The following is a 24069-nucleotide window of genomic DNA, read 5'->3' as shown; positions in this document are numbered from 1 at the left end:
GAGCGGCTTCGGACATGTCCGGGCCGCTGTTAGCCGGTAGACTGCCCCCAGCAGGAAGTTCAGTCAATAGTGAAAGTTCATTTTTTTCTGAACGGATGGTGCCCCGTTGGTGCTCAGCCCCGTCGGTGACGAAGCTCGCGGCGCTGCGAATCCGCTGATCGACGACTTCGGCCTGCACATCGGCCGCGCCATGGGATGGCCGCCGATGGCGGGGCGGGCCGCGGGCGTCCTGATGCTCAGCCAGGCGCCCATGACGATGCTGGACCTGCAGAACGCCCTCGACGCGAGCAAGGGCTCGGTCTCCGAGATGACCCGCCTGCTGGTGCTCAGCGGAACCGTGCGGCGTTTCAAGGAGCCCGGCTCCCGGCAGTACGTGTACGAGTGGCGCGACGACGCCTGGATCGGCTGCCTGCAGCACCAGCTGGAGCAGACGGTCGAGCTGCTGGCGCTGGCCGAGAACGCGCAGACGCACGCGGCCGACCTCCCCGAGCCGCAGCGCGGGCGCCTGCGGGAGATGCGCGACTACTACACCTTCATGGTGCGGCACATCGAAGCGATCCTCGAGGAGTACAAGGCGGCCAGGGAGAGCTGACCGGCGCCGCTCAGCTCTCCCGTGCGGCCCACTCCGTGCCCAGACCCCGGGCCTCCTCGAAGACCAGCCAGGTGCGGGTGGCGCGGATGCCGGGGATGTCCTGGATGCGCTCCAGCACCACGTGCCTGAGCACCTCGTTGTCCGGCGTCCTGACCAGCACCAGGACGTCGTAGTCGCCGCCGACCATCGCGAAGTGCTCGACGTACGGGGTCTCGCGGAGCCGGGCCGAGACCGTGCGCCAGGAGTTCTGCTCGATGGTGACCGAAACGTACGCGCTGGTGCCCAGGCCCGCCTTGTGCGGGGCGAGTTCGGCGGTGAAACCGGTGATCACCCCGTCGTCCATCAGCCGGGTGATCCGGGCGTAGACGTTGGCGCGGGAGATGTGGACGCGCTCGGCGAGGGTGCGCATCGAGATCCGGCCGTCGCGGAGCAGTTCGGCGATGATCGCGCGGTCCACCCCGTCCAACTGGCTCGCCGAACGTCCCGGCCAGCCACCCTCAACGCCCCCATTTGCTGACAATTGGCCCCCCTCAAGTCCTGATTTAACCCATTTGTCGCTCATCATGCCTGATGTCTTGAACGAATGGCTCCAGAAGTACACGCTGTGGCTGTCAAACGTCCAGCATCAAGAGAAAGGGAGCGTTGCCATGTCTGTGAGGACGAGTCGCCAGACGGTCGACGGCCTGCTGCCCTCACCGGTGCCGGTGCGCTTCGTGGCCGAGGACGGCACGGCCGTCCAGCCGCCTGCCGGATACTCGGCGCCGGCGGACGAGCGGTTGCTGGAGGCGTACCGCCGGATGGTCCTGGGCCGCCGCTTCGACCGTCAGGCGACCGCGCTGACCAAGCAGGGCCGGCTCGCCGTCTACCCGTCCAGCCGCGGGCAGGAGGCCTGCCAGATCGCCGGCGTCCTCGCGCTGCGCGAGGACGACTGGCTGTTCCCCACCTACCGCGACTCGGTGGCCCTGGTCTCGCGCGGGCTCGACCCCGTCGAGGTGCTCACCCTGCTGCGGGGCGGCTGGCACTGCGGGTACGACCCCGCCGCCACTCGGGTCGCGCCTCAGTGCACCCCGCTGGCCACCCAGACCGTACACGCGGTGGGCATGGCCGAGGCCCTGCGCCGCAAGGGCGAGGACGGCGTCGTCATGGCCTTCATCGGCGACGGCGGCACCAGCGAGGGCGACTTCCACGAGGCGCTCAACTACGCCGCGGTCCTGCACGCCCCCGTCGTGTTCTTCGTGCAGAACAACAAGTACGCGATCTCGGTACCGCTGGCCAAGCAGAGCGCGGCTCCCGCGCTGGCGTACAAGGGGATCGGCTACGGCATCCCGTCCGAGCAGGTGGACGGCAACGACCTCGTGGCGGTGCTGTCGGTCCTGACCGCGGCCGTGGAACACGCGCGGGCGGGCGGCGGCCCCTTCCTGGTGGAGGCGCACACCTACCGCATGGACGCCCACACCAACGCCGACGACGCCACCCGGTACAGGCAAGCCGACGAGGTCGAACGGTGGCAGTCGGCCGACCCTCTCGCCCGCCTGGAGACCTACCTGAGCGGGCGCGGCCTGCTCGACCCGGAGGCCGTCGCCTCGGCGCACCAGGCCGCCGAGGAGTTCGCCGCGCGCGTCCGCGACGAGATGAACGCCGACCCCGAGACGGACCCGTTCGAGTTGTTCGACCACGTCTTCGCCGAGCCCACGCCCCAGTTGCGCGAGCAACGGGCACTGCTGGCGGCCGAGCTGACCGCCCCGGAGGACTGAGATGACCGCGATGACGATGGCGCAGGCGCTGAACGCCGCGCTGCGCGACGCACTGCGCGAAGACGAACGCGCTCTCGTCTTCGGCGAGGACGTGGGCCCGCTGGGCGGCGTCTTCCGCATCACCGACGGGCTGACCAAGGAGTTCGGCGAGGAGCGCTGCTTCGACACCCCGCTGGCCGAAGCGGGGATCGTGGGCCTCGCCGTGGGCATGGCCATGGGCGGCTTCCGTCCGGTGGTCGAGATGCAGTTCGACGCCTTCGCCTACCCGGCCTTCGAGCAGATCGTCTCCCACGTGGCCAAGCTCCGCAATCGCACGCGCGGGCGGCTGTCGCTGCCGATGGTGATCCGGATCCCGTACGCGGGCGGCATCGGTGGCGTCGAGCATCACTGCGACTCCAGCGAGGCCTACTACGCGCATACTCCGGGTCTGAAGGTCGTGACCCCCGCGACCTCCGACGACGCGTACTGGCTGCTGCGCGACGCCATCGCCGACCCCGACCCGGTGATCTTCATGGAGCCCAAGCGGCTGTACTGGTCCAAAGGCGAGACCACGCTGGGGGATCGGCGCGCCGCCGGGTTCGGGCAGGCGGCGGTGCTGCGCGAGGGGCGTGACGCGACGCTGATCGCCTACGGGCCGAGCATCCCGGTGGCGCTCCAGGCCGCCGAAGCCGCGGCCCAGGACGGCCTCGCCCTGGAGGTGGTGGACCTGCGGACGATCGTCCCGTTCGACGACGCGACCGTGGTGTCCTCGGTGCGCAAGACGGGTCGTTGTGTGGTGATCCAGGAGGCGCAGGGGTTCGCCGGGGTGGGGGCGGAGATCGCGGCGCGCGTACAGGAGCGGTGCTTCCACTCGCTGGCCGCGCCGGTGCTGCGCGTCTCGGGGTTCGACATCCCTTACCCGCCGCCGATACTCGAGCATTCGCATCTGCCGGACGTCGACCGGGTTCTGGACGCGGTCGACCGGCTCCAGTTCGGCGACGAGCCCGATGTTTTCCACCTGGCGGGGGAGGCGTCATGACGGCCACCGTTTCTCGGCAGGTGTTCCGCCTGCCCGACCTCGGCGAGGGCCTGACGGAGGCCGAGATCGTCGAATGGAAAGTCGCCGTCGGCGACACGGTCGAGATCGACCAGATCGTGGTCGAGGTCGAGACCGCCAAGGCGGCGGTGGAGGTGCCTGTTCCCTACGCGGGCACGGTGCTGATCCTGCACGCTTCGGCGGGGGCCGTCCTGTCGGTGGGCGCACCTCTCATCGAAGTCGGCCCGGGCATGGAAGTCGGTCCGGCGGGCGTGACGGTACCCGCCGCAGAGCGCGATGTGGACCCGGACGCGGCCCGTTACCGCGAAGAGGAGCGGGCCGGCTCCGGCAACGTCCTGATCGGGTACGGCACTGGCCACAGCTCCGGCACGCGCAGGCGGCGGCGCGGCGGCTCTCGGACCGGCTACCGGAAGGCTTCCGATTCAGCGCGGCAGGCATCCACGACCGCACCCCAGGTGCCCGTCTCCCAACACGCAACCGAACCGGAGCCCGCGCCCCGCGTGATCTCTCCGCTGGTCCGCAGGATCGCCCGCGAGCACGGAGTGGACCTCGCCGCCCTCAGCCCCACCGGACCTTGCGGAGTGATCCTTCGCCGCGACGTCGAGCGGGCCATCGCCGACACCGACGCCATGGACGGCGACGTCAGTGTCGGCGTAGGCGTCGGCATGGCGGCGGAGGACTCCGTGGCACCGCCCGCGCCCACGCCCACGCCCAAGTCCCTGCCCACGCCCAAGTCCCCGCCCGCGCCTGCGTCCACGCCCAAGTCCCTGTCCGCGCCCGCGTCTCCGCCCTCAGTGACCGGAACGGCATTGACCGCGGAGCGCATCCCCCTGCGCGGACTACGCCGGGCGGTGGCTGACAAACTGACCCGCAGCCGCAGCGAGATCCCCGACGCCACCACCTGGGTGGACGTCGACGCCACCGGCCTGCTCACGATCAAGGACGCACTGCGACAGGCCCGCCCGGACCTGGGCATCGGGTTGCTCGCGCTTCTGGCCCGCATCTGCGTGGCCGGCCTGCGCCAGTTCCCCGAGCTGAACTCCTCGGTCGACACCGGCCGCGCCGAGATCGTCCGGCACGGCCACATCAACCTCGGCTTCGCCGCGCAGACCGATCGCGGCCTCGTCGTGCCGGTGGTCCGGGACGCGCATCTGATGACGACCGCACAACTCGCCGCCGAACTGACCCGTCTCACCGGCCTCGCCCGCTCGGGCGGACTGCCTCCCGCGGCACTGACCGGGGGCACGTTCACGCTCAACAACTACGGCGTCTTCGGCGTGGACGGATCCACCCCGATCATCAACCACCCCGAAGCGGCACTCCTCGGCATCGGCCGCATCATCGACCGGCCCTGGGTGACCGACGGCGCGGTCGTACCCCGCAAGGTCACCCAGCTGTCCCTCACCTTCGACCACCGAGTCTGCGACGGCGGCGCCGCCGGCGGCTTCCTGCGCTACGTGGCCGACTGCGTCGAGAACCCCGCCATTCTGCTGGCCCACGTGTAGCGAAAGGACATAAGCCGAACTGGGACAGGGAGGACATCGGCCTTTACATGCTCAAATGCCGATGAGCCGGACACGATGGCCGCACAGTCGAGCCATGTCATCGACATCCGAGGTGAGCATGGCCACAGGCCCGGGCTGGCGTAGCGCCATCTTGGCGATCGTCGCGTCGATCGCGTACTTGTGGCCGTGCAGACCTGCCGTCTTGAGCAGATCCGCGGACGCCTTAGCGGCGCCCTCGGTAACCGGCTCGACCTTGACGCGAGAGAGCACCCACTGCAGCCGAGGCATGTTCACCCGCGTGTGGCTGACCTCCACGATGGTATTGGCGCCGATCACGAGATCGGCGCCCATGGTGTGAAAACATGGAACATCGCGAGAATCTTGCGGTCCTGCGCGATCCAGGCGGAGAGTCCCCGGGAATCCAGAACAACGGTTTAGACGTGCTCGATCACACCGTGCTCGCCGAACCGCAGGGGCCCGTCTCCCCGAAAATTCTGGTGTGAGCTTCGATCAGCTCCTCGTCGGTAAACTCCCCGTGCTCCTCCTGGTGACGCACGAGTTCGGCACCGAGAAGTTGGTGCCGCAGTTGGCGTGCTACAGCCTCGGCGACAAGGGCGGGCCCGCCGTACCTCGGGCGGTAGTTTGGCACGCAGGGGATCAGGACGGGTGCGATGCGGATCGAAGCGAGCCAGGCGGAGACGGCGGGGTTGCTGGCCGCAGCGCGGGTGGGGGACCAGCAAGCGTTCGCCCGGTTGGTGGGGCCGTTGCGGGAGGAGCTGCGGGCGCACTGTTACCGGATGCTGGGGTCCATGCACGACGCGGAGGACGCTGTGCAGGACACGCTGGACCGGGCCTGGCGCAATCTGGGGCGGTTCCAGGACCGCGGGTCGATCAGGCCGTGGCTGTACAAGATCGCGACTAACCGGGCGCTGACGGTCATCGAGCGGCGGGGGCGGCGCGAGTTGCCCATCGACCTGAGTCCCGCCGGTGCGCCGGTGACGGAGGTGGTCTGGCTGGAGCCGTACCCCGATCGGCTGATGAGCTGGACGGCGGAGCTGGGCCCCGAGGAGCGCGTGGTGGCGCGGGAGAGCGTTGAGCTCGCGTTCGTCGCCGCGCTGCAGCACCTGTCGGCCCGGCAGCGGGCGGTCCTGTTGCTGCGCGAGGTGCTCGGATACCCCGCGTCCGAGACCGCCGACTTGCTGGACACCACGGTGGCGGCGGTCAACAGCGCCCTGCAGCGGGCCAGGAAGGTGCTCGACGGGCTGCTGCCCGAGACCAGCCAGCAGCGGACGCTCGGTCAGGCGCAGCGGGAGGTGGCCCGCCGGTACGCCGCAGCCTGGGAGGCCGGCGACATGGACGCCATCGTGGCCATGCTGACCGAGGACGCGAAATACTCGATGCCGCCGCTCACGGCCTGGTACCAGGGCCACGACCGCATCCGCGCCTTCCTGGCCGAGGGGCCGATGGCGCGCCGCTGGCGGTTCCTGCCGGCTCGGGCGAACGGGCAGCTCGCGTTCGGCACGTACATGTGGGACGAGGAGCGGGGCGTCTACGTGCCGGCGGGCCTGGACTTGCTCGTCCTGCGCGGTACGCGGATCGCCGAGGTGGTCTCGTTTCTGGAGGCCGATTTCGCGGACTTCGATCTGCCGGTCGAGCTGGCGAGCGATGAGTTTCCGGATCGGCCCGGGTTGTAGTCCTGACGGACACATCAACCCGGAAGGACTGTAGCCATGCTCACCGACGAGGAGCAGATCCGTACGCTGATCGAGCGCTGGGCCGAGGCGGTGCACGCCGGCGACCTGGAAGGCGTCGTCGCCGACCATGCAGAGGACATCGTGATGTACGACGTGCCACCGCCCCACCAGGGCGTTCGCGGCATCGAGGCCTATCGGAAGACGTGGCCCGGCTTCTTCCGGTGGCAGGCGCAGGGGGCCCTGTTCGAGATCGAGACCCTGGACGTGACCGCTGGCGGCGACGTCGCGTACGCGTACGCGCTGCTGCGCTGCGGCACCCCTGAGGAACTGGCCGGCGAGCCGGACATCCGGCTGCGGCTGACGCTCGGCCTGCGCAAGCAGGACGACCGATGGGTCGTCGCGCACGAGCATCACTCATTCCCGATCATGGATCGGGGCGCAGCGGAGCAGGAGGTGCGCCGGGTGCACGAGCGCTGGTACGACGGCACTGCGGCGAAGGACCTGGACGGCCTGATGGCCGCCATCGCCGACGACATCGTCTCGTACGAGCACGAGACACCTCTCCAGCACGTCGGCGTGGAGGCGGTGCGGGCAGTTTGCGCGAGCGGTCTGGAGGCGGCCGGTGACGCCGTGGTCAGCCTGGACGTGCCGGACCTGAAGATCCTGGCACGCGAGGACCTCGCGGTGGCCTGGGGCCTCAACCGGGTCCGGGTGGAGCCGGCGAACGGGCAGGGCTTTGACAGCTGGTCACGGGGGACGCGGGTGTTCGAGCGGAGGGGCGGCGAGTGGATGATGGTCCACCAGCACCTGTCTGTCCCGCACGACCCGGTCAGCGGTAAGGCCAAGACCGACCTGCGCCCCTAAGGTCGGCCTACTCATCGATCGGCGTGAGGATCAAGCGGGCGTTGTCCCTCGATGGACGGGTCATCGCGTATCGGGCCGCCTGGCCGCTATGGCCGTCCGGGCGGCGAAAGGCGGCAAACCGCTGCGCCAACATAGCCAGGATGAGGAGCCCGGTCATGGTGGCCATGTCCTCACCGATACATTTCCGCTTTCCCTCGCCGAACGGCAGATGAGCCGCCCGTTGCTCGTGGTCGAGCCTGCCGGCGAATCGGCCGGAGTCGAAGCCCGCCGGGTCCGGCCATCGGGCTGGATCGCGGTGCGTCGCATAGGGGGCGACGATGATCTGGTCGCCCACGGCGAGCCGGTGCCTGCCAAGTTGGGTCTCCGCCTTGACGTTGCGGAAGAACATGGGGAACGCGGGATGCAGGCGCAGCGACTCCTGCAGCAGAGCCTGCGCGATGACGAGCCGCGGAAGGTCCTCCAGCGTAGGGGTGCGGTCCGCGCAGACATTGGCCACCTCGGTCCGTAGCCGGTCCAACTGATCCCCTCGCTCGGCCATCAGGACGCACGCCCACGACAGCACGGTTGCCGTGGAGTCGAATCCCGCCATCAACAGCGTGAAGACCTGGTCTCGTACCTGCCGGTCGCTCAGGCGGTGACCGGTCTGCGGATCGGTGGCGGTCATCAGCTGCCCGAGCAGGTCCCCGGCCTCGGTGCCCTGATCCCGGCGCGAGGAGATGATTGACCTAACTCTGCCATCCAGCGCCGCGATGGCCTTTCGATAGCCGCTCGCCCCGGGTGCCCAGTGCGGGAGGAAGATTCGTCCCGCCATGCCGTCGAAGACCGGCAGGGCGAGCCGCGTGAGCTCGGCCGTATCGACTGCGTTCCCCAGCGCATGCCGCATCAACACCTCGACACTCAGCAGCTTCAGCTCGCTGAAGAGCTCTATCGGACCGCGCAGGTCCCATGCGTCCATTCGGCTCCGCCAGGCATCGGCCGTCAACTCCATTACGGTGCGCAGTTCGGCTCGGCGAAAGGCGGGATTCATGATCTGGCGCAGCAGGTGCCAGGTCGCCTTATCGTTCACCGTGAATAGGCCATCCTCGCCCAGGGCATCGGCGATGATCCGATAGATGGGCCCGCCCTTGTCGAAGTGTCTCGCGTCGGTGACCAGGATTCGATGCAGGCACTCGGGATCGCTCACCACCCAAAACTTCCGGCGCCCCGGGATCGGCAGCCGGGCAACTCCTTCGTGTGTGAGCGCCAGCCGGGTGCACAGCACGACCGGGTCTCGGCGTAGCAGCGCCGCGACCACCTCGGGCAGGGACGGCTTCGTGGGCATGCGCTGCCTCCTTGTACTCCAGGGGGGGAGCTGCTGACACGCTCACCGTGAGACATGTCCGATCGGGCGTCTCGCAGGTCCAATGGCAGGCACCCTTCGTGATCAACGTCGCGTGTTGGACGCTACCGCGCGGCCGGGGATGTCAAAGCCCAATACGGCATAGCCGGTTCGTGCCAATCTCACGGCGTCGGCTTGCCGACCTCGGCACCATAGGCCACTGGAACCGCGCATCCCGTTGCCGCCTTGTCGGTGTCGGCGCGTACGTTCACCACCGAAACCACGTTCGAGATGGTGATGACCATGACCACGATCGACGAGCAGGCCGCCGTTCTCGCCCTCACCAAGGCCACCCACGACAAGCCCTGGTTCTACACCGCGCGCGTCATCCTCGACGCCGGCAGCGCCCTGGAGCTCCTCGACGGCGGCTACGCGTGCCGGGACGAGGACGACCAGGCGCACGCCGCCGCCATCGCCGCCCGCGTCGAGCCCGGCGACCTCTCCCAGGGCCGTGACCTCATCACCGACATGCGCGCCGAGGGCGTCCATCTCGTCACCGTGCTGGACGACGCCTACCCCGGCAACGCGATCTGGGCCTACGACCGCCAGCCGTTCCTGTGGACCCGCGGCCGCTTCCAGGCCGCAGACCATCGGGCGGTCGCCGTGGTCGGCGAGTACGACGTCGACCACGCGACCGCCGCAGCGCGAGCCCTGGCCGAGGCCGGGCTGACCGTCGTCGCGCCGCTGCGCACCGACCTGGACGCGGCCGTCCACCAAGCCGCGCTCGCCGCCGCCGGTGGCCGTACCAGCCGTACCCTGGCCGTCCTCGCGGGCGGCATCACCGAGCCGGCCACGGTCGGCGAGTACGCCAGTGTGGCCAAGCAGATAGCCGACTGCGGCGCGGTCGTCTCCCCGTTCTGGCCCGGCACCGCCCCCACCGACCGCACCATCACGAGAGCATGCGTCGTGACCTGCGGATTGGCCGACTGCCTGTACGTCGTCGACGGCGCCGATGGCGGACCCTCCGCAAGCCATGTCGAGGAGGCGCTGCGGACCGGCAAGCGTGTGTTCGTGTCACAGCGGCTCCAGCAGGAACAGCCGTGGGTGGACAGGGCGGGTTCCCGGGGAGGCATGACTGGCGTCCAGGACATTGACGACCTGTGCCAGCAGGCGGTCAATCTCGTAGATATGACCCCTCGAACGCACACCTGCTGACCATGGGTGACGCCGAGGCGTTCACCCGCGAGTTCCTGCCGCTGTATCGCCCGGTTCCACCGGCACGGCCGGGCGTATGCCGGATCTGTCATTCGGGCCCGAACGACTCCGAGGCCACCGGCGGGCCCTGGGCGACCTGCGCGAGCTGCAAGCGCACCACGGAGAACCTGTACGGGCACACCGAGCACGTGGTGCCGATCTCGCTCACCGCCAAAGACACGCAGCTGTACGACATCGTGGTCCGCAAAAGAGATCCTCCGGGCAGGCGGAAGCGATCGGACTTTCTCGCCGCGACGGTGGCCTGCTTCTACCGGCGGCACGCCGACTGCCTGCAGAGCCTGGCCCACGGACCCTTCACAGTGGTGGCCACCATCCCGAGCACCCGCACCGAGCGGCCCATCGAGGCGTTCCACACCATGCCGCAGGTCGTCGGCAAGGTGGGCGCGCTGGCCCGCCTGCATCGGCCCCTCCTCCTGGAAACCGATGACAGGCTGGCGCCGGTGTTCGCCGGCCGCCGGTCGCATCGGGAGGCGTTCCGCGTCCGAGGCGACGGCTTGGCCGGCGCACGGGTGCTGCTGGTGGATGACCTGTTCGTGTCCGGCGCTCACGTGCAGAGCGCCGCGTCCACGCTGATCGAGAACGGCGCCGTGGCGGTGGTGGCGCTCGTCGTCGCCCGGTTGATCAACCCCGCGTCCAAGGATCCGTACAGCGCCCGGATCTGGCAGGAGTCGCACGACCGGCCGTTCTCTTTCGACCGCTGCTGCGTCAGCGACCACCAAGGCGCGCAGGCCGCTACCGGCGCCGGGCGTGCCAGTTGAGGTAGGCGACGCAGCTCAGGTAGGAGCCGTACTGCGGCTCGACGGCGCGAGCGTCATAGATCGAGCGCGAGTGTGTGAACACCGCGTCGTCCCACTGCGCGACCGCCATCCAGCGCGGCGCCTGGAGGTACTGCCCAGGGGTGGTGGTGCTGCCCGTCCCGTCGACGCGCAGGTAGGCGGTCGGGGAGCCGTCCGTGCCAACAGGGGCGATCAGGTTCTTGCTGTACGTCCGCGCGAACCTGGCCATGTCCTGCCCCGTGAAGGACAGCTTGTCGCGGAAGGCCGCGGCGGCGAACTCGACGTCGATCGCGCCATGGCTGAGATCCTCGATGCTGCGGACCGGCGTGCTGGACGGGGTGTACTCCGAGACACCGTCGGTCTTGGCGAAGCCCTGGTACGTCTTGCCGAACGCGGGCCAGTACGTCCACACGTAGGCGTCGTCGGCGTCCACCGTGAGCTCGCGGGCGAACATGCGGGCCATCCGCCGGGTCCGGTCCCGGTAGAACGGGTCGCCCGTGGCCGCCGCCAGTTCGGCGTAGGTCTGGCCGAGCGCCAGGCCCTGGTTGGTGGGCTGCTCGGTGCCGTCGTAGGCGAGCGGGGTGCCCTTGTTCCAGACGAAGTAGCCGTATCCGTCGTCGGTCTGGCGCCACTCGTCGTCGTGCACGGCCGCCGCGTCCCGCGCCGCCTTCAGGTACTCGACCGCCTTGTGCCGGTACTTCGCCACGGCCAGCAGGCGAGGGGAGCGCAGGACGATCTTGGCGAACGACGCCATCGGGTAGGTGATCATCCCGGTGTGCACGGTGAAGACGACCGGCTGCGAGACGAACGGGGTCGCCCCCAGCACGGGCACCGCGTAGGGGGCGGACGGCGACGGCCGCAGGTCCTTGGCCGTCACCCGCGTCGGTGTCGGGAAGGCGTCCAGGATCCGGCGCACCGCGTAGTCCGCCGCTGACGGATCCAGCGACAGGTCGGGGAAGGTGGCGACCACGTTGGTCCGGTTGTTCTTCACCTCCAGGGTGAAGCGGCCCTCGGATGTGCCCGCCGTGACGGTGGCGACCGCGTCGTCGGCGTAGGTGAGCGAGGTGCGTACCTCCAGCAGCGGGGTGCCGTCCGCGCCTTTCAGCGTGACGGTCCCGACGGTGTACGGCGCCGCCGCCCGCCAGGCCGGCAGCGAGCGACCGCGATAGTCGGTCACCCCGCGCGCCGAGTCGCGGCCGGCCAGCACCAGGTCGATGTTGGTGATCAGCCGGTCCAGGTAGTGGGTGTCCTTGTACGCCTCGTACATGCGGATGAACCCGGCCAGGACGTACGACTGCCCCCAGGCGAGCCCGCCGGCCTCGTTGGTGTCGGTCGGCTGCCCGCTGCCGCCGCTCGCGTGGAACGTCCGGTCGAACAGGTCGAACGTCTCGCGCGCGGTGTAGTCGTAGCCCGCCGTGGCGCGGGCGGTTCCGGTGAGGGGCGCCAGGATGCCCATGGCCAGGGCGCCGGTGGTGAATTGCCTGCGGGACAGGTGCATGGCACTACCTTCCGAGGGGGGTGGGACGCGGTGTCAGCCCTTGACCGCACCGCGCATGCCTTCGAGGACGTGGCGTTGCATGAGCATGAAGAAGACGATGACCGGCAGGATCGAGATCACCGTGCCGGCGGCCAGGCTGCGGACGTCGGTGCCCGTGATGCCCGCCAGGTAGGCGATTCCCAGCGCGATGGGGTAGAGCGAGGAGTCCTTGAGCACGACCATGGGCCAGATGAAGCTGTTCCATACCGAGATGAAGCCGAAGACGCCGAGGATGGCCAGGGTGGGCCGGGCGGCGGGCAGCATGATGTGCCAGAAGATGCGCAGTTCGTGGCAGCCGTCAGTCCTGGCGGCGTCCACCACCTCGCGCGGCACTCCGGCGAAGGTCTGGCGGAGCAGGAAGATCCCGAACGCCGAGAGCACCCCGGGCAATATGACGCCCAGATAGCTGTCGGCCATCCCGAGCTGGGAGACCACCAGGAACCTGGGCAGCAGCATGACCTCGCCCGGCATGAACATCGTCGCCAGGATCGCGAAGAAGATCAGGCTCCGGCCCCGGAAGCTCATCTGGGCGAGGGGGTAGGCGCACAGCGCCGACACCAGGATGTACAGCGGCACCGTCACCCCGACCAGGAGCACGGAGTTGAGCAGGTAGCGGAGGAACGGGATGGCCGTCCACGCCTCCTGGGCCCAGGTGAGCACCGGCGGCCGGGGGATGATGTCGGGCGGGAAGGAGAAGACGGCCTGTCCGGCGGGCTTGAGCGCGGCCGACAGCAGGATCAGGAAGGGGCCGACGAAGACCAGGGCGATCGCGACGAGCACCACGTACATGCCCGCGCGGCGCGCGTGGAAGGCAAGTCTGTGGGTCAACGTTCCGCCTGCTTTCCGCCGGTGAGCCGATAGTTGAGCAGGGCCATGACGATCAGCAGCACCCATAAGACGAGCCCGACGGCGCTGGCGTAGCCCATGTCGTACTTCTCGAACGCCTCGGACCAGATGTAGTAGCCGAGCATGAGCGTGGCGTCCTGCGGCCCGCCCTTCGTCATGACGAACACCGTGGTGAACGCCTGCATGGCGTCGAGCATGGCCATCGTGATCGCGACCGCGATGTAGGGCATCATCAGCGGCACCGTGATGCTCCGCATGCGCCGCCAGGTGCCCGCCCCGTCGACCCGCGCGGCCTCGTACAGGCTGGCGGGGATCGTCTGGAGGCCGGCGAGGTAGATCATCATGTAGACGCCCATGCTCTTCCAGCCCTCCACCAGGATGAGCGCGGGCAGCGCCCAGGTGGGGTCGAGGAGGAACTGGACGGGCTCGTCGAGCAGGCCGAAGCCGGTGAGCAGCCAGTTGAGGACGCCCTGCTGGTGGAAGACGTAGTTCCAGGCCACCGCCACCGCGACCATCGAGGTCACGACGGGCAGGTAGTACAGCATCCGGAACGTCTTGATCCCCGGCAGCTTCTGGTTGACCAGCGCGGCCAGCGGCAGCGGCAGCACGACCAGCAGCGGGAACAGCCCGAGCAGGAACAGCAGCGAGTTGCGCAGCGCCGTCCAGAACCGGGTGTCGCCGAGGATCCTGACGAAGTTGTCCACGCCGGCGAAGACGGGCGGGCTCACCCCGTCGTAGTCGGTGAAGGAGAGCTGGAGGGCGGTGAACGCCGGCCAGGCGAAGAAGACGCCGAACAGCACGAGGGCCGGGATCGGAAAGAGGTACGGCGTGTACCAGCGCTGTCCTGGGATCCGGCTGATGGCCATCGGCATCACATCCAATTGTGCTGGCCGAAGTAGGGATAAAAACTGGCCAGAATTTGGGCGGAGCTTATAGACAACGCCCGAAAGCCGTCAAGGTCCAAGACTTGACGGCACAAGCAGCGGACTGCCATGGTGCCGAAAGAAGCATTAAGGACGGCCATAAGAGCCAGGAGGTCCCGCGGTGATGAGAAGAGGCGCCTTAACGGCAGGAGCGCTCGCCCTGGCGCTCCTGACCTCCGGCTGCGTCGCCGGCACGTCGGGCGGCACCGCCGGAACGGGCGACGACCAGCCGTTCGAGGGCGAGGTCGAGTTCTGGACGATCAACCTGAAGAAGAACTACGGCGCCTACATCGACGGCCTGATCGCCCAGTATCAGAAGGACCACCCCAAGGTCACCGTGAAGTGGGTCGACGTGCCCGGTCAGGACATGGCGACCAAGCTGCTCGCCGCGGTGGCAAGCGGCGACGTCCCCGACGCCGTCAACCTCGCCTCCAGTGACCTGGGCAGGTTCGTCAAGTCGCTGGCCCCGCTCGACACCCTGTTCAAGCCCGCCGACCTGGCCGACTTCCAGCCGAACCTGGTCGAGCCGCTGCGCGTGGACGGCAAGCTCTACGCCGTGCCCTGGTACAACGGCGGCACCCCGGTGGGCATCTACCGCAAGTCCGTCGTCACCAAGGCCGGCTTCGACGAGAAGGCGCCGCCGAAGACGTACGACGAGGCGCTGGCCCTGGCGGACAAGGTCTACGCGGAGACGAAGGTCTACGGCACCAACGACATCCCCGGCATCAACGCCGCCTCCGTCCTGCGTTACTACGGGGTCGAGCTGCTGTCGGCGGACAAGAAGAAGGCCGCGTTCAACACCCCGGAGGTCGCCGAACTGCTCGCCGGCTTCAAGAAGAGCTACGACAAGCACGGCATCGCGCCCGGCGCGGTCTCCAAGGACGTACGCAACTTCCCGCAGAGCCTGGACAACGGCCAGCTCGCCCTGTCCGCGAGCACGTTCGCCGCCACGCTGCTCAACATCCAGAAGAACGCGCCCGACGTCTACAAGGACCTCGCCATTACCGAGCCGGTACGGACCAAGACCGGGGGCTACCTGCTCCTCGCCCAGCAGACCTTCGCCATCCCCAAGTCCTCGGCCCACCAGCGGGCCGCGGCGGAGTTCATCAAGTTCTTCGCCAACGGCGCCAACCAGCTCGCCTTCTGCAAGCTGGTGCCGATCTACCCCTCGACGATCTCCTCGACCAAGGATCCCTTCTTCGCCGGTCAAGGGGGCGACGATCCGATGGACGTGGCCCGTGGCCTCATCGTGAAGGGGCTGCCGAAGCTGGAGTACTCCCCGCTCGGCACGCAGAAGGACATGGAGCTGTCGGAGTCGCTGGCCGAGGAGCTGAGAGCCTTCCTCCAGGGTTCCAAGACCGCCGAGGAAGCGCTCCAGGCCGCCGAGAAGCAATGGAATGACGCACTTGCCTAAGCTCAGCTTGCCCAAGCTCAGAATCGGGATCGTCGGGGCCGGGATCATGGGTCGCGGCCACGCCGAGGTCCTGGCCGCCCACCCGTACGCCGAGATCACCGCCGTCGCCCGCCGCCCCCTGGACCAGGCCCCGCAGGTGGCGGTCTACCCCGGCTACCAGGAGCTGCTCGCCTCCGGCACGGTCGACGCCGTCTCGATCACCACCCCCGACCACCTGCACGCCGACGTGATGGTGGCCGCCGCCGAGGCGGGCGCGCACATTCTGGTCGAGAAGCCGTTCACCACGACGGTCGGGGACGCCGACCGCTCCGTCGCCGCGATCCGGCAGGCGGGCGTGACCGCGATGTGCCTGTTCAACCACCGCTGGGTGCCCGCCTACGCGCAGGCCAAGGAGCAGATGCCGCTCATCGGCGAGCCCGTCGTGGGTTACGCCCGCAAGGACGACACCATCCACGTGCCCACCGAGATGATCGGCTGGGCCGACCGCACCACCTGCGCGTGGTTCCTGTCCAGCCACGACATCGACCTGGTCACCTGGCTGTACGACGACCGCGTCGTGGAGGTCTTCGCCACCGCCCGCTACGGCAAGCTGCGCGGGCTCGGCATCGAGACCCCCGACGCCATGCAGATCCAGGCCAGGTTCGCCGGCGGCGCGGTGGCCACGTTCGAGTCGGCCTGGATCTACCCCAGCACCTTCCCGACCATGGTCGACAGCTACGTCACCGTGGTGGGCGAGTCGGGTGTCATCCAGCTCGACCGGCAGAAGGAGAACATCCAGCTCGCAACCGAGCAGGCCTACTCCTACCCCAGGAACATGCTCCAGCGGGTCGTGCACGGCGTGCCCGCCGGCGCCTACCGCGACGCCATCCATCACTTCGTCGACTGCGCCCGTACCGGCGCCGAGCCTCTCGTCAGCGTGGAGAGCTCGCGGCACGTGACCGCCGTGCTCGCCGCCGCCCACGAGTCGGCCCGTACGGGGCTGCCGGTGAAGCCCGCATGAGCTATATCGAGAAAGCGCCGCACGTCGACCCCGAGCGGATGCGGCACATCAGCGACGAGGCGCTGCTCGGCGCGCTGGGCGCCGCGAGCGTCGCCGAGGCCAGGCGCTGGCGGCGGGCCCGGCCGGTGCCCGCCGCGCTCGCCGCCGCCGGCGCGGACGAGCTCCTCGGGGCCGAGGTCGACTTCCTCGACAAGGGCCACGGTCGCTCCCGGCTGTACGGCTTCCACTACCTGCGCTGGATGACTCCGCTGGTCACGGCGTACGCCGAGACCCGCGACCCGCGCTACGCCGCCGAGTGGGACCGCCTCTTCCGCCAGTGGTACGACGGCCGCGACCTGGTCCGGGGCGACTGGCCGGGCCTCGACGTCATCTGGTACTCGCTCGGCGTGCGGGCCCGCGCCATGTACGTCACCGAGGCCCTGGCCGTCTTCGCCGACGAGCCCGCGCTGAGCGACGGATGCTGGCTGCGGATGATGAAGACCATGCTCGGCGGCGCCCGCTGGGCCGCCGAGGAGCACGACGAGTTCAGGTACGGCAACTGGCAGTTCGCCACCGCCTGCGAACTCCTGCACACCGCGAGAATCTTCGCCGACCTGCCCGAATCGGCCGACTGGGCCGCCGTCGCGACGGCCCGCGTGCTGGAGCACCTGGAGCACGACGTACGGGCCGACGGCGGCCACCACGAACGCTCTCCCGGCTACCACGGCATGTGCCTCGAAGGGCTCGGCCGGGCCGCGGCCGTCGAACCCGGGCTCAACGCGCACCCCCGCTACCAGGCCATGCGCCGCTGGCTGGCGGTTCTCGCGACGCCCGCCGGCTGGGTGCCGCACCTCCAGGACAGCGGCGTCGTCTGGCTCGACGGCGTTCAGCCCGCCGAAGGCTCGCACAACCTGGCGGCCAGCGGCTACGCCACCTTCCGGCACGACCACTTCCACACGGTGATCAACTATGGCCCGTACGTCGGCCATGAGCTGGAGCCGCACAGCCACCACGCCGCGCTCGACTTCGTGCTGTCCGGCTGGGGCGTGCCGCTGGCCTGGGAAGGGGGCGGCCCGCCGTCCTACGACGACCCCGGCTACTACGACTGGTACCAGGCGACCAGGGCCCACAACACCCTGCTGGTGCCCGGCCAGGAGTACACCGAGGACCGCCGCGCGGCCTGCGACCTGTTCTCCGTCTCGCCGGAGGCCGACGTCTTCGCCGGGCACCACCACGGCTACAGCGCCCGCCACGACCGCGAGATCCGCTTCGTCAAGGGGCCGTCGCCGTACTGGGTGATCACCGACCGGATCGACGCCGAGGCGATCTGGCAGGTCCACGGCCTGTCTCCGTGGACTCAGCGGGCCGGTGGATACGCCGGCGAGAGTGGCCCGGGGATCCTCGTCGTCCCCCTCGAACCGCCCGACGAGGTCCTGTACGGGACCGGTCCCGCCAGGATCCCCGACCCGCTGACCCGCACCGCGGAGTACGGGGAGATCCACTCACTCGGCCTGCGCCGCCGCGACGGCCGCTTCACGGTGGGCGTCTTCCCCTACCGCGACGAGCCGCCCTCGATCCCCGACAGATGGATGGTTCATGCTCATTGACGCAGACGCCATGCTCGGCCGGTACCCCCGCAGGGACGCCGGCCCGGGCACGGTCACGGGGGCACTGGCCGGGATGGACCGCTTCGGCATCGCCGAAGCCGTGGTGAGCCACACCCTGTCATGGCTGCACGACCCCGGGACGGGCAACCGGGAGCTGCTCGGCCTGGTCGCGGCGGAGCCCAGGCTCCACCCGTGCTGGGTGATGCTCCCCGACACCTGCGGGGAGACGGGCACGCCCGCCCAGTTCGTCGCCGCCGCTCTCGACGGGGGCGTCCGCGCCGTCCGCGCCTATCCCGGCGACCACGGCTACGACCTGGCGGGCAGGGACGCGGCGCCGATGCTCGGCGCGATCGCCGAGGCCGGGCTGCCGCTGCTCGTGGACGCGCCCCAGATCGGCTGGCCCGCCGTGGAGTCCATCGCGGCCGCGCACCCGGGCCTGCCGATCGTCGTCGGCTCGCTCGGCTACCGCCTGCTCAGGCAGGCGGCCGGGGTGCTGTCGCGTACCGGCAACGTGTACCTCGGGCTGGCCAACCTGTCCTCGCACCGCGGGCTCGAATGGCTCGTCGAGCGGTACGGCGCGCACCGCCTCGTCTTCGGCACCGGGGCCCCGCTGCGGGACCCGGCCGAGGCCGTCACCCGGCTGCTCTGGGCCGAACTGGACGACGACGCCGTGGCCGCCATCGGCTCCGGCACCCTGCTGGGCCTGCTCAAGGCGGAGGCCGCGTGAACCCGCTCATGTCCGCTCAAGGCGGAGATCGCGTGAACCCGCTCGTGTCCGCGCTGTGGGAGCGGCGGCCACAGACCGAGGTCCGGATCGTCGACGCGCATGCGCACGCCGGCCCGTACAGCCTGTTCTTCATCCCCGACGCGGGACCGGAGGCGATGGTCCGGGTCATGGACCGGTGCGGCGTGTCGCACGCCGTCCTCTCCAGTCACCTGGCGATCCAGCTCGACGCCACCGCCGGCAACGCCGCCACCGCCGCGGCGGTCGGCCTCGCGCCCAGCCGCTTCACCGGCTACCTGACCGTCAACCCCTGGCAGGACCCGGTGGGGGAGTTGGAGAAGTGGGGCGCCGACGAGCGCTTCGGCGGCATCAAGCTCCACCCCGACCTGCACGACTACCCGCTCACCGGCCCGCGCTACGCCCCGGTGTGGGAGTTCGCCGAGCGGACGGGCTGTCCCGTGCTCACCCACACCTATGACGGTTCGCCGTACAACGACCTGCCCATGGTGGATCATGTGGCGGCGGCCCACCCCGGCGCGGTGATCCTCGCGGGGCACTCGGGGGCCACCCCCCTGGGCTTCGAGGCCGCGATCGAGGTGGCGCTCCGGCGCCCTGGGGTGATACTGGAGCTCTGCGGGTCGTTCAACACCGGCGCCGACATTTCCAGAATGGTGCGTGAAGTGGGCGCGGACCGGGTGGTGTTCGGGTCCGACTTCCCGTTCATTGATCTCCGGATGTCGCTCGGCCGGGTAATCTTCAGTGACCTTGCCGAGGACGACCGGGCGGCGGTGCTCGGCGGAACGATGACCCGCCTGCTTCGATGGCGTTCGGGACTGGGGTGATCAAGAACATGGATCGGTTGCGTCCCGAGACACGGTCCAGGGTGGGGATCGGGGTGGTCGGCCCGCACGACCTCGTCGAACAGATCGTGATGGTCGGCGCCGACCTACCCGCCGCCGCCGACTGGCGGCTGGTGGGCGCTCCGCTCGCCGGGGAGCACGAGACGTACGAGAAGTTCTCGCGGATCGCCGACAGCATCGACGTCGTGCTCTTCACCGGCCCGCTCCAGCACGACCTCGCCAGGCAGGGGGGCGAGCTGCCCGTCCCCGCCACGCACGTCCCGATGAGCGGGGCCGCCCTGTACGCCACCCTCCTGCGCGGGGTGCTCACCCACGGCATCGACCCGGCCAGGGTGAGCATCGACTCGCTGCCCGCCGCCGACGTGGACGAGGCCTACGGCGAGATCGGGGTGAGCACCGCCGGCGTCCACCTGTCGGAGTACGACGAGCCCGAGTCCGTCCGCGGCTTCATCGGCTTCCACGAGCAGCTCTACCGGCAGGGCGCCACCACCGCGGCGCTGACCACGATAAGGAGCGTGGCCAAGGCGCTGAACACCGCCGGAGTGCCCGCTCTGCGGATGATGCCGACCACCCACACCCTGCGGTTGGCCCTCAACACCGCCGCCCTGCTCGGCACCGGCAGCAGACTGGAGGAGGCGCAGATCGCCATCGTCGTGGTCGAGCTCGCCACCTCCTCGCGGCCCAGCTACTCGGGGCCAGGCAACTACTGGCAGCAGGAGCTCAAGCTCAAACTGCACCAGGCGCTGCTGGCCGACGCCCGGCTCATGGGGGCGACCGTGGCCCCCCGGGACGAGAACAGCTACGTCGTCACCGCCACCCTGGGCGCGCTCGGCCAGGCAACCGACGGGTTGCGGGCGGCGCCGTTCATGGACCGGATCCGCTCCGACACCGGCGCCGAGGTCGAGGTCGGCATCGGCCTGGGCAGCACCGCCAGGGACGCCGACGCCAATGCCCTGGTGGCGGTCGAGAAGGCGCGTAACGCGGGCGCGGCGGCGGCCTACCTGGTGGGCGTCGACGGCTCGGTGCTGTCCCTGCCGGTCCGCCGGCGCAAGCGCGTCGAGGCCGAGCCCGCCGTCACCACCAAGGCGGCCAAGCTGCTGGAACGCCTGATCGAAGGGCTCGACGACGGGCCGGACGCGATGGTGGTGGATGCCGAGATCGTCGCCGACGTGCTGGCCATCGCGCCGCGCAGCGCCCGCCGGGTGCTGCAGAGCCTCGCTGAGGAGGGGCTGGCCTGGCCGATACCTCCGGTCAAGGGCGCTCAGGCCGGTCGGCCGCGCCAGCCGTACCGGCTTGTTCGGGTTTAGCCGCGTCTGGGCATCGCAGGCCCATTCTGGGTACACGCCTTTAGTCGAAGGTAATCGAACGCACATCGGCCCACGTCTGAAGCGTCGGCCGTCTCGTATATCCACCCGGCCGCCGGTCGGTTCCATCGGCCACGGCCCCGGCGGAAAGGACCCGCCACCATGAACCACGAACCGGACACACCCAGCGGCCACTCCGGAGACGACAACGGCGCACGGCGTCAGCCCATGTCCCCACTCCTCAGGGACCGGCTCGACGCCGCCGCCAGCGCGGCCCGCGCCGAGTTGATCAGCGCCATCGAGAAGAGAGCCGGCCTGTTGCTGTCCTGGGCGGGCGTCGCCTACGGCGTGATCGTCACTCTCATCCTCACCGGTCCGGCCCGCTTCCCGGGACTCGCTCGCTTCGGCGTCATCCTGGCGCTGATCCTGCTGTCCGCGGCGGTCCTGCTGATCCTGATCACCATCCGCCCGCTGTCCCCCGAACACGGCGGAATGAGAATCCTCACCTACGCCGATGAGCCCACACCTCAAGCGCTGATCGCGCGGATGAACGCCGAGATAGAGGACTACGAGCTGTTCCTGGCCACCGACGCCCTCCGGGTCGCCCGGATCGCGCGCGCCAAACAGCGCAGCCTACGCTGGGTCGTCGACCTGATCGTCGCCGGAATCACGGTCATGTCGGTCATGGTCTTCCTGGAACGCCTGCTCTGACACCGTCCAGAACCGATGGCTCCACCCCCTCTCAAACGGCTCGCCTCGCGCTCCGCAGGCCGTCACCTCGGCGGCACCGCGCATCTCAGGCGGCACCGCGCATCTCAGGCGGCACCGCGCATCTCAGGTGGCGCCGTCGTCTCGGTTGTGGCCGAGCACCGCGGCAATCGGCAGGGCCGCTGCCAGGCCGCTGATCAGCACTGCGGCGAGCGCCCCCAGAACGGCCTGCTCATCGCCGAAGGCGATTCCGATGGCGGCCAGCGGAGGTCCCACGTTGCGTACCGCCGCTATGCCTCCCATGGTGGTACGGCGCGTGCGCGGTCCGGTGGCCAGCAGCGTGCCAACGGCGAACGCGACGACGGACAGGACGAACCCCGCGAGCAGCGTACGCGAGCCGAGCAGTATGACGACGTCACGCCAGCTGCCCAGAAGCATGCCCGTCAGCACCATCATGAACGTCACGTTCGACACCGTGGCGGCGGCCGGATGCCATGAGAGTGCCGTCGACCGTGCGTAGTGGCGCACCATCAACCCAATGGCGAACGGCACGAGCTGCAGGATGGCCATGGTCCGCACCAGCGCGGCGACGTCGAAGGAGATTCCCGCACCGACCTCGGCCGTGATGAGGATGCCGCTGCTCATCGGGCCGAAGGTGAGGCTGGCCACGGCGGCCAGCAGCACCTGCATCGCCGTGCCCGCGGCCACATCCCCCTTCTGCACCATGCTCAGCTTCGCCCCGAACGGCCCGCCCGGTGAGGAGGCGACCAGGACCAGGGCGATGAAACCCGCGGCCGGCAGGCCGAACAGCGCGGCGATACCCCAGCCGAGCAGCGGGACGACCACCAGATTGGCCAGCACCGTCAGCAGGAGCAGCGGCAGGTCGGTGAAGACGGCACGCAGCGCCGGCAGCGTGGTGCCGAGACCGGCGGCGAACATGGTGGCCGCGATGAAGATCACGGTGATCGCGTTGAACAGCAGCTGCAATGCGTTCATGAAACCTCCACCCTCGGCGGCGACCCGTGTCCAGGCGGTGCCTGGCGCCGCGCGTCAGTCTCTGAGGTCGCCGTGCCGGCGCCGGGCGGGTAGAGAGGGCACGAGGGGGTATTCGCCGCCGCGTGCGACCGCGAATCGTGGCAGTGCCCGCAGGCACCGCCGTCGTCCAGGACGCCCCCGGGCAGCAGCGGGCCGTAAGCGGTGCCGTGTCTGATCATTCGGTGCAGCTTCGGCACTCCGGCAACCGCCGCGCCCCGGAGGTTGCCCGGATCGTCCTGCCCAGCGTCTTGGCGCGCGGGTAGACGGGACCGTACTTGTGCTGCTCGAGGTGCTCCCCTTTCACAAGGACGAGTGAGGGACAGAACTTAAAATTACCGGCGAAGGAGCAAGTATCCGCCCACCCTTTCGCTGGCCTCATATCAAAGAATCGGCGACATTTATCAGGAACATTTCTTGTGGATCAAAACAACAGCAAAGAGAGGGAACGAACGTAACAAAACCCCAAGTCAGGTGTGCTCATCGAAAGGGGCGTCACATGGACCCCACCGCAGAGCGCACCGAGGCGCCCGAGCGTGAGACCGATCAGCACTGACTCGCGCCGTGTCCGCATCCGGACAGCGAACGATGGCAACTTTCCGTGAGCAAGAGGAGTCTGACTGTCACCAGGCGAAGAAGCGAAAGGGGAATCCGAGTGGCGAACATCCGGCGTCGCACAGCACTGCGGCTGGTCACAGGGGCATCGCTCGCTGCGCTCGGCGGGCTTGCCATCACCGCGCAACCCGCCCAGGCTCTGCAACACCTGTGGGGGACCTGTACGCGGTGCAGGACCCTCTGGTTCACCGGGAACGGCACCCGGGGTGGCTGCCCGGCGGGCGACGTCCTCGACGGCGGACACCACTACCTCGGGATCGACTGGATGGTGAAGACCGTCGAAGACGGCGGAGCCGGGCAACCCGGCTGGCGGTGGTGTGGGCTCTGTCAGGCGCTCTGGTTCGAAGGCAACGGCGGCGATCCGGGCGCGTGCCCCTCCGCCTACGGCGGCAACCCCGGACATCTCCCCTTCACGCGTCCGGTCGCGGGCACGCCGGGAACATCGTCGGCGCACTACGTCCTGGAGGACATCACCAACAGAGACCGGCCCGGCGGTTTCTCCGGCTGGCGCTTCTGTGTCAAATGCAAAGGGCTCTGGGACGCCGTCAATAACAGCCTGTACACCAACAACGTCTGCCCGAGCGACCACCAGCCGCACAGCCTCTGGGGGAGCGGCAACTACGTCCTGCGCCGCTTCGGCAGCACACGATGATCCATGGTCGTTAATCCCCGACGTCGGTTGGACATAGTTCGAGGCGATCAGCCG

25 protein-coding genes are annotated in these 24069 nt (G+C 69.4%); 17 read left to right on the top strand and 8 right to left on the bottom strand.

Translation table 11 applies throughout. The features are described from left to right. The first annotated feature begins 109 nt into the window (after window positions 1-109). The gene (locus AB0B91_RS19455) at window positions 110-592 is read left to right on the top strand and encodes a hypothetical protein (protein ID WP_358321061.1); all 483 of its coding nucleotides are present in this window, start codon (window positions 110-112) and stop codon (window positions 590-592) included. Between the two features lie 10 nt (window positions 593-602). Here AB0B91_RS19455 and AB0B91_RS19450 read toward each other — a convergent pair whose 3' ends face one another. After that, a complete protein-coding gene (locus AB0B91_RS19450; RefSeq protein WP_358321056.1) occupies window positions 603-1112 on the bottom strand; it encodes an Lrp/AsnC family transcriptional regulator in 510 nt (169 codons plus the stop codon). 127 nt (window positions 1113-1239) lie between these two features. Here AB0B91_RS19450 and pdhA point away from each other — a divergent pair, with 127 nt between their 5' ends. Genes pdhA through AB0B91_RS19435 form a run of 3 tightly spaced genes read left to right on the top strand, consistent with a single transcriptional unit; the run spans window position 1240 to window position 4887 of the window. Next, entirely contained in the window at window positions 1240-2346 is a 1107-nt protein-coding gene (gene pdhA / locus AB0B91_RS19445) for a pyruvate dehydrogenase (acetyl-transferring) E1 component subunit alpha (RefSeq protein WP_358321053.1), read from the top strand. Window position 2347: 1 nt separating this feature from the next. After that, the gene (locus tag AB0B91_RS19440) at window positions 2348-3364 is read left to right on the top strand and encodes an alpha-ketoacid dehydrogenase subunit beta (protein ID WP_358321050.1); all 1017 of its coding nucleotides are present in this window, start codon (window positions 2348-2350) and stop codon (window positions 3362-3364) included. Then, the gene (locus AB0B91_RS19435) at window positions 3361-4887 is read left to right on the top strand and encodes a dihydrolipoamide acetyltransferase family protein (RefSeq protein ID WP_358321047.1); all 1527 of its coding nucleotides are present in this window, start codon (window positions 3361-3363) and stop codon (window positions 4885-4887) included. Before AB0B91_RS19440 ends, AB0B91_RS19435 begins: the two co-directional genes overlap by 4 nt. Window positions 4888-4938: 51 nt before the next feature. On the opposite strand, the gene AB0B91_RS19430 is transcribed toward AB0B91_RS19435, so the two are convergent. Beyond that, window positions 4939-5238, bottom strand: a complete 300-nt coding sequence (locus AB0B91_RS19430; protein WP_358321046.1) for a DNA-binding protein — start codon at window positions 5236-5238, stop codon at window positions 4939-4941. Between the two features lie 11 nt (window positions 5239-5249). Between AB0B91_RS19430 and AB0B91_RS19425 the strand changes: the two genes are divergently transcribed. From AB0B91_RS19425 to AB0B91_RS19415, 3 genes are all read left to right on the top strand, one after another. Then, window positions 5250-5390 (top strand): hypothetical protein, encoded by a 141-nt coding sequence (locus AB0B91_RS19425; protein ID WP_358321043.1) that lies wholly within the window; start codon window positions 5250-5252, stop codon window positions 5388-5390. 168 nt (window positions 5391-5558) lie between these two features. Beyond that, complete coding sequence (locus tag AB0B91_RS19420; RefSeq protein ID WP_358321040.1) at window positions 5559-6581, top strand: sigma-70 family RNA polymerase sigma factor; 1023 nt, start codon at window positions 5559-5561, stop codon at window positions 6579-6581. Between the two features lie 36 nt (window positions 6582-6617). Then, complete coding sequence (locus AB0B91_RS19415) at window positions 6618-7445, top strand: SgcJ/EcaC family oxidoreductase (protein WP_358321038.1); 828 nt, start codon at window positions 6618-6620, stop codon at window positions 7443-7445. Between the two features lie 7 nt (window positions 7446-7452). Here the strand turns inward: AB0B91_RS19415 and AB0B91_RS19410 are convergent, their stop codons facing one another. After that, the gene (locus tag AB0B91_RS19410; protein WP_358321035.1) at window positions 7453-8739 is read right to left on the bottom strand and encodes a cytochrome P450; all 1287 of its coding nucleotides are present in this window, start codon (window positions 8737-8739) and stop codon (window positions 7453-7455) included. Window positions 8740-8945: 206 nt separating this feature from the next. Beyond that, window positions 8946-9068, bottom strand: coding sequence for a hypothetical protein (locus tag AB0B91_RS19405; RefSeq protein ID WP_358321032.1), 123 nt, complete (start codon window positions 9066-9068; stop codon window positions 8946-8948). On the opposite strand from AB0B91_RS19405, the gene AB0B91_RS19400 reads away from it, so the two are divergent. Next, entirely contained in the window at window positions 9067-9978 is a 912-nt protein-coding gene (locus AB0B91_RS19400; protein ID WP_358321030.1) for a DNA-processing protein DprA, read from the top strand. The two genes, AB0B91_RS19405 and AB0B91_RS19400, sit on opposite strands and share 2 nt — an antisense overlap. A 2-nt stretch (window positions 9979-9980) precedes the next feature. Further along, the gene (locus AB0B91_RS19395) at window positions 9981-10796 is read left to right on the top strand and encodes a hypothetical protein (RefSeq protein WP_358321027.1); all 816 of its coding nucleotides are present in this window, start codon (window positions 9981-9983) and stop codon (window positions 10794-10796) included. On the opposite strand, the gene AB0B91_RS19390 is transcribed toward AB0B91_RS19395, so the two are convergent. Genes AB0B91_RS19390 through AB0B91_RS19380 form a run of 3 tightly spaced genes read right to left on the bottom strand, consistent with a single transcriptional unit; the run spans window position 10771 to window position 14069 of the window. Next, the gene (locus tag AB0B91_RS19390) at window positions 10771-12312 is read right to left on the bottom strand and encodes a hypothetical protein (RefSeq protein WP_358321024.1); all 1542 of its coding nucleotides are present in this window, start codon (window positions 12310-12312) and stop codon (window positions 10771-10773) included. The two genes, AB0B91_RS19395 and AB0B91_RS19390, sit on opposite strands and share 26 nt — an antisense overlap. A gap of 33 nt (window positions 12313-12345) precedes the next feature. Then, window positions 12346-13179: a carbohydrate ABC transporter permease gene (locus AB0B91_RS19385; protein WP_358321021.1), complete on the bottom strand. Its 834-nt coding sequence runs from the start codon at window positions 13177-13179 to the stop codon at window positions 12346-12348. Then, on the bottom strand, window positions 13176-14069 hold the full coding sequence (locus tag AB0B91_RS19380; protein ID WP_219539685.1) for a sugar ABC transporter permease: 894 nt from the start codon (window positions 14067-14069) through the stop codon (window positions 13176-13178). Before AB0B91_RS19380 ends, AB0B91_RS19385 begins: the two co-directional genes overlap by 4 nt. Before the next feature lie 175 nt (window positions 14070-14244). On the opposite strand from AB0B91_RS19380, the gene AB0B91_RS19375 reads away from it, so the two are divergent. The 7 genes from AB0B91_RS19375 to AB0B91_RS19345 all read left to right on the top strand — a co-directional run bounded on the left by AB0B91_RS19375 (window position 14245) and on the right by AB0B91_RS19345 (window position 21719). Continuing rightward, window positions 14245-15534: a sugar ABC transporter substrate-binding protein gene (locus tag AB0B91_RS19375; protein ID WP_358321018.1), complete on the top strand. Its 1290-nt coding sequence runs from the start codon at window positions 14245-14247 to the stop codon at window positions 15532-15534. Beyond that, window positions 15518-16534 (top strand): Gfo/Idh/MocA family oxidoreductase, encoded by a 1017-nt coding sequence (locus AB0B91_RS19370; RefSeq protein ID WP_358321015.1) that lies wholly within the window; start codon window positions 15518-15520, stop codon window positions 16532-16534. The genes AB0B91_RS19375 and AB0B91_RS19370 overlap by 17 nt, the downstream gene beginning before the upstream one ends. Next, on the top strand, window positions 16531-18120 hold the full coding sequence (locus AB0B91_RS19365) for a heparinase II/III family protein (protein ID WP_358321012.1): 1590 nt from the start codon (window positions 16531-16533) through the stop codon (window positions 18118-18120). The genes AB0B91_RS19370 and AB0B91_RS19365 overlap by 4 nt, the downstream gene beginning before the upstream one ends. Next, window positions 18110-18847: an amidohydrolase family protein gene (locus tag AB0B91_RS19360; protein ID WP_358321009.1), complete on the top strand. Its 738-nt coding sequence runs from the start codon at window positions 18110-18112 to the stop codon at window positions 18845-18847. Before AB0B91_RS19365 ends, AB0B91_RS19360 begins: the two co-directional genes overlap by 11 nt. A gap of 32 nt (window positions 18848-18879) precedes the next feature. Further along, window positions 18880-19686, top strand: coding sequence for an amidohydrolase family protein (locus AB0B91_RS19355; RefSeq protein WP_358321006.1), 807 nt, complete (start codon window positions 18880-18882; stop codon window positions 19684-19686). Further along, entirely contained in the window at window positions 19665-21011 is a 1347-nt protein-coding gene (locus AB0B91_RS19350; RefSeq protein WP_358321003.1) for a transcriptional regulator, read from the top strand. The genes AB0B91_RS19355 and AB0B91_RS19350 overlap by 22 nt, the downstream gene beginning before the upstream one ends. 159 nt (window positions 21012-21170) lie before the next feature. Beyond that, entirely contained in the window at window positions 21171-21719 is a 549-nt protein-coding gene (locus tag AB0B91_RS19345; protein WP_358321000.1) for a Pycsar system effector family protein, read from the top strand. 123 nt (window positions 21720-21842) lie between these two features. On the opposite strand, the gene AB0B91_RS19340 is transcribed toward AB0B91_RS19345, so the two are convergent. Further along, window positions 21843-22712, bottom strand: a complete 870-nt coding sequence (locus tag AB0B91_RS19340) for a bile acid:sodium symporter (RefSeq protein ID WP_358320997.1) — start codon at window positions 22710-22712, stop codon at window positions 21843-21845. Window positions 22713-23403: 691 nt separating this feature from the next. On the opposite strand from AB0B91_RS19340, the gene AB0B91_RS19335 reads away from it, so the two are divergent. Next, on the top strand, window positions 23404-24015 hold the full coding sequence (locus AB0B91_RS19335) for a hypothetical protein (RefSeq protein ID WP_358320995.1): 612 nt from the start codon (window positions 23404-23406) through the stop codon (window positions 24013-24015). Window positions 24016-24069 lie beyond the last annotated feature (54 nt).

It is taken from the genome of Nonomuraea sp. NPDC049141 (genome assembly GCF_040648415.1).
Lineage (GTDB): Bacteria > Actinomycetota > Actinomycetes > Streptosporangiales > Streptosporangiaceae > Nonomuraea.
The sequence above is the reverse complement of the archived record's forward strand: the minus strand, read 5'-3'. Positions and strand labels throughout refer to the sequence as shown.

What these genes read in the sequence shown, in the direction of transcription:
- AB0B91_RS19340 (WP_358320997.1), bottom strand. Translation starts at nt 22,712, where the DNA reads ATGAACGCATTGCAGCTGCTGTTCAACGCGATCACCGTGATCTTCATC.
- AB0B91_RS19395 (WP_358321027.1), top strand. Translation starts at nt 9,981, where the DNA reads ATGGGTGACGCCGAGGCGTTCACCCGCGAGTTCCTGCCGCTGTATCGC.
- AB0B91_RS19425 (WP_358321043.1), top strand. Translation starts at nt 5,250, where the DNA reads ATGGAACATCGCGAGAATCTTGCGGTCCTGCGCGATCCAGGCGGAGAG.
- AB0B91_RS19400 (WP_358321030.1), top strand. Translation starts at nt 9,067, where the DNA reads ATGACCACGATCGACGAGCAGGCCGCCGTTCTCGCCCTCACCAAGGCC.
- AB0B91_RS19370 (WP_358321015.1), top strand. Translation starts at nt 15,518, where the DNA reads ATGACGCACTTGCCTAAGCTCAGCTTGCCCAAGCTCAGAATCGGGATC.
- AB0B91_RS19365 (WP_358321012.1), top strand. Translation starts at nt 16,531, where the DNA reads ATGAGCTATATCGAGAAAGCGCCGCACGTCGACCCCGAGCGGATGCGG.
- AB0B91_RS19380 (WP_219539685.1), bottom strand. Translation starts at nt 14,069, where the DNA reads ATGCCGATGGCCATCAGCCGGATCCCAGGACAGCGCTGGTACACGCCG.
- AB0B91_RS19345 (WP_358321000.1), top strand. Translation starts at nt 21,171, where the DNA reads ATGAACCACGAACCGGACACACCCAGCGGCCACTCCGGAGACGACAAC.
- AB0B91_RS19430 (WP_358321046.1), bottom strand. Translation starts at nt 5,238, where the DNA reads ATGGGCGCCGATCTCGTGATCGGCGCCAATACCATCGTGGAGGTCAGC.
- pdhA (WP_358321053.1), top strand. Translation starts at nt 1,240, where the DNA reads ATGTCTGTGAGGACGAGTCGCCAGACGGTCGACGGCCTGCTGCCCTCA.
- AB0B91_RS19350 (WP_358321003.1), top strand. Translation starts at nt 19,665, where the DNA reads ATGGCGTTCGGGACTGGGGTGATCAAGAACATGGATCGGTTGCGTCCC.
- AB0B91_RS19435 (WP_358321047.1), top strand. Translation starts at nt 3,361, where the DNA reads ATGACGGCCACCGTTTCTCGGCAGGTGTTCCGCCTGCCCGACCTCGGC.
- AB0B91_RS19440 (WP_358321050.1), top strand. Translation starts at nt 2,348, where the DNA reads ATGACCGCGATGACGATGGCGCAGGCGCTGAACGCCGCGCTGCGCGAC.
- AB0B91_RS19360 (WP_358321009.1), top strand. Translation starts at nt 18,110, where the DNA reads ATGCTCATTGACGCAGACGCCATGCTCGGCCGGTACCCCCGCAGGGAC.
- AB0B91_RS19415 (WP_358321038.1), top strand. Translation starts at nt 6,618, where the DNA reads ATGCTCACCGACGAGGAGCAGATCCGTACGCTGATCGAGCGCTGGGCC.
- AB0B91_RS19405 (WP_358321032.1), bottom strand. Translation starts at nt 9,068, where the DNA reads ATGGTCATCACCATCTCGAACGTGGTTTCGGTGGTGAACGTACGCGCC.
- AB0B91_RS19375 (WP_358321018.1), top strand. Translation starts at nt 14,245, where the DNA reads ATGAGAAGAGGCGCCTTAACGGCAGGAGCGCTCGCCCTGGCGCTCCTG.
- AB0B91_RS19420 (WP_358321040.1), top strand. Translation starts at nt 5,559, where the DNA reads ATGCGGATCGAAGCGAGCCAGGCGGAGACGGCGGGGTTGCTGGCCGCA.
- AB0B91_RS19390 (WP_358321024.1), bottom strand. Translation starts at nt 12,312, where the DNA reads ATGCACCTGTCCCGCAGGCAATTCACCACCGGCGCCCTGGCCATGGGC.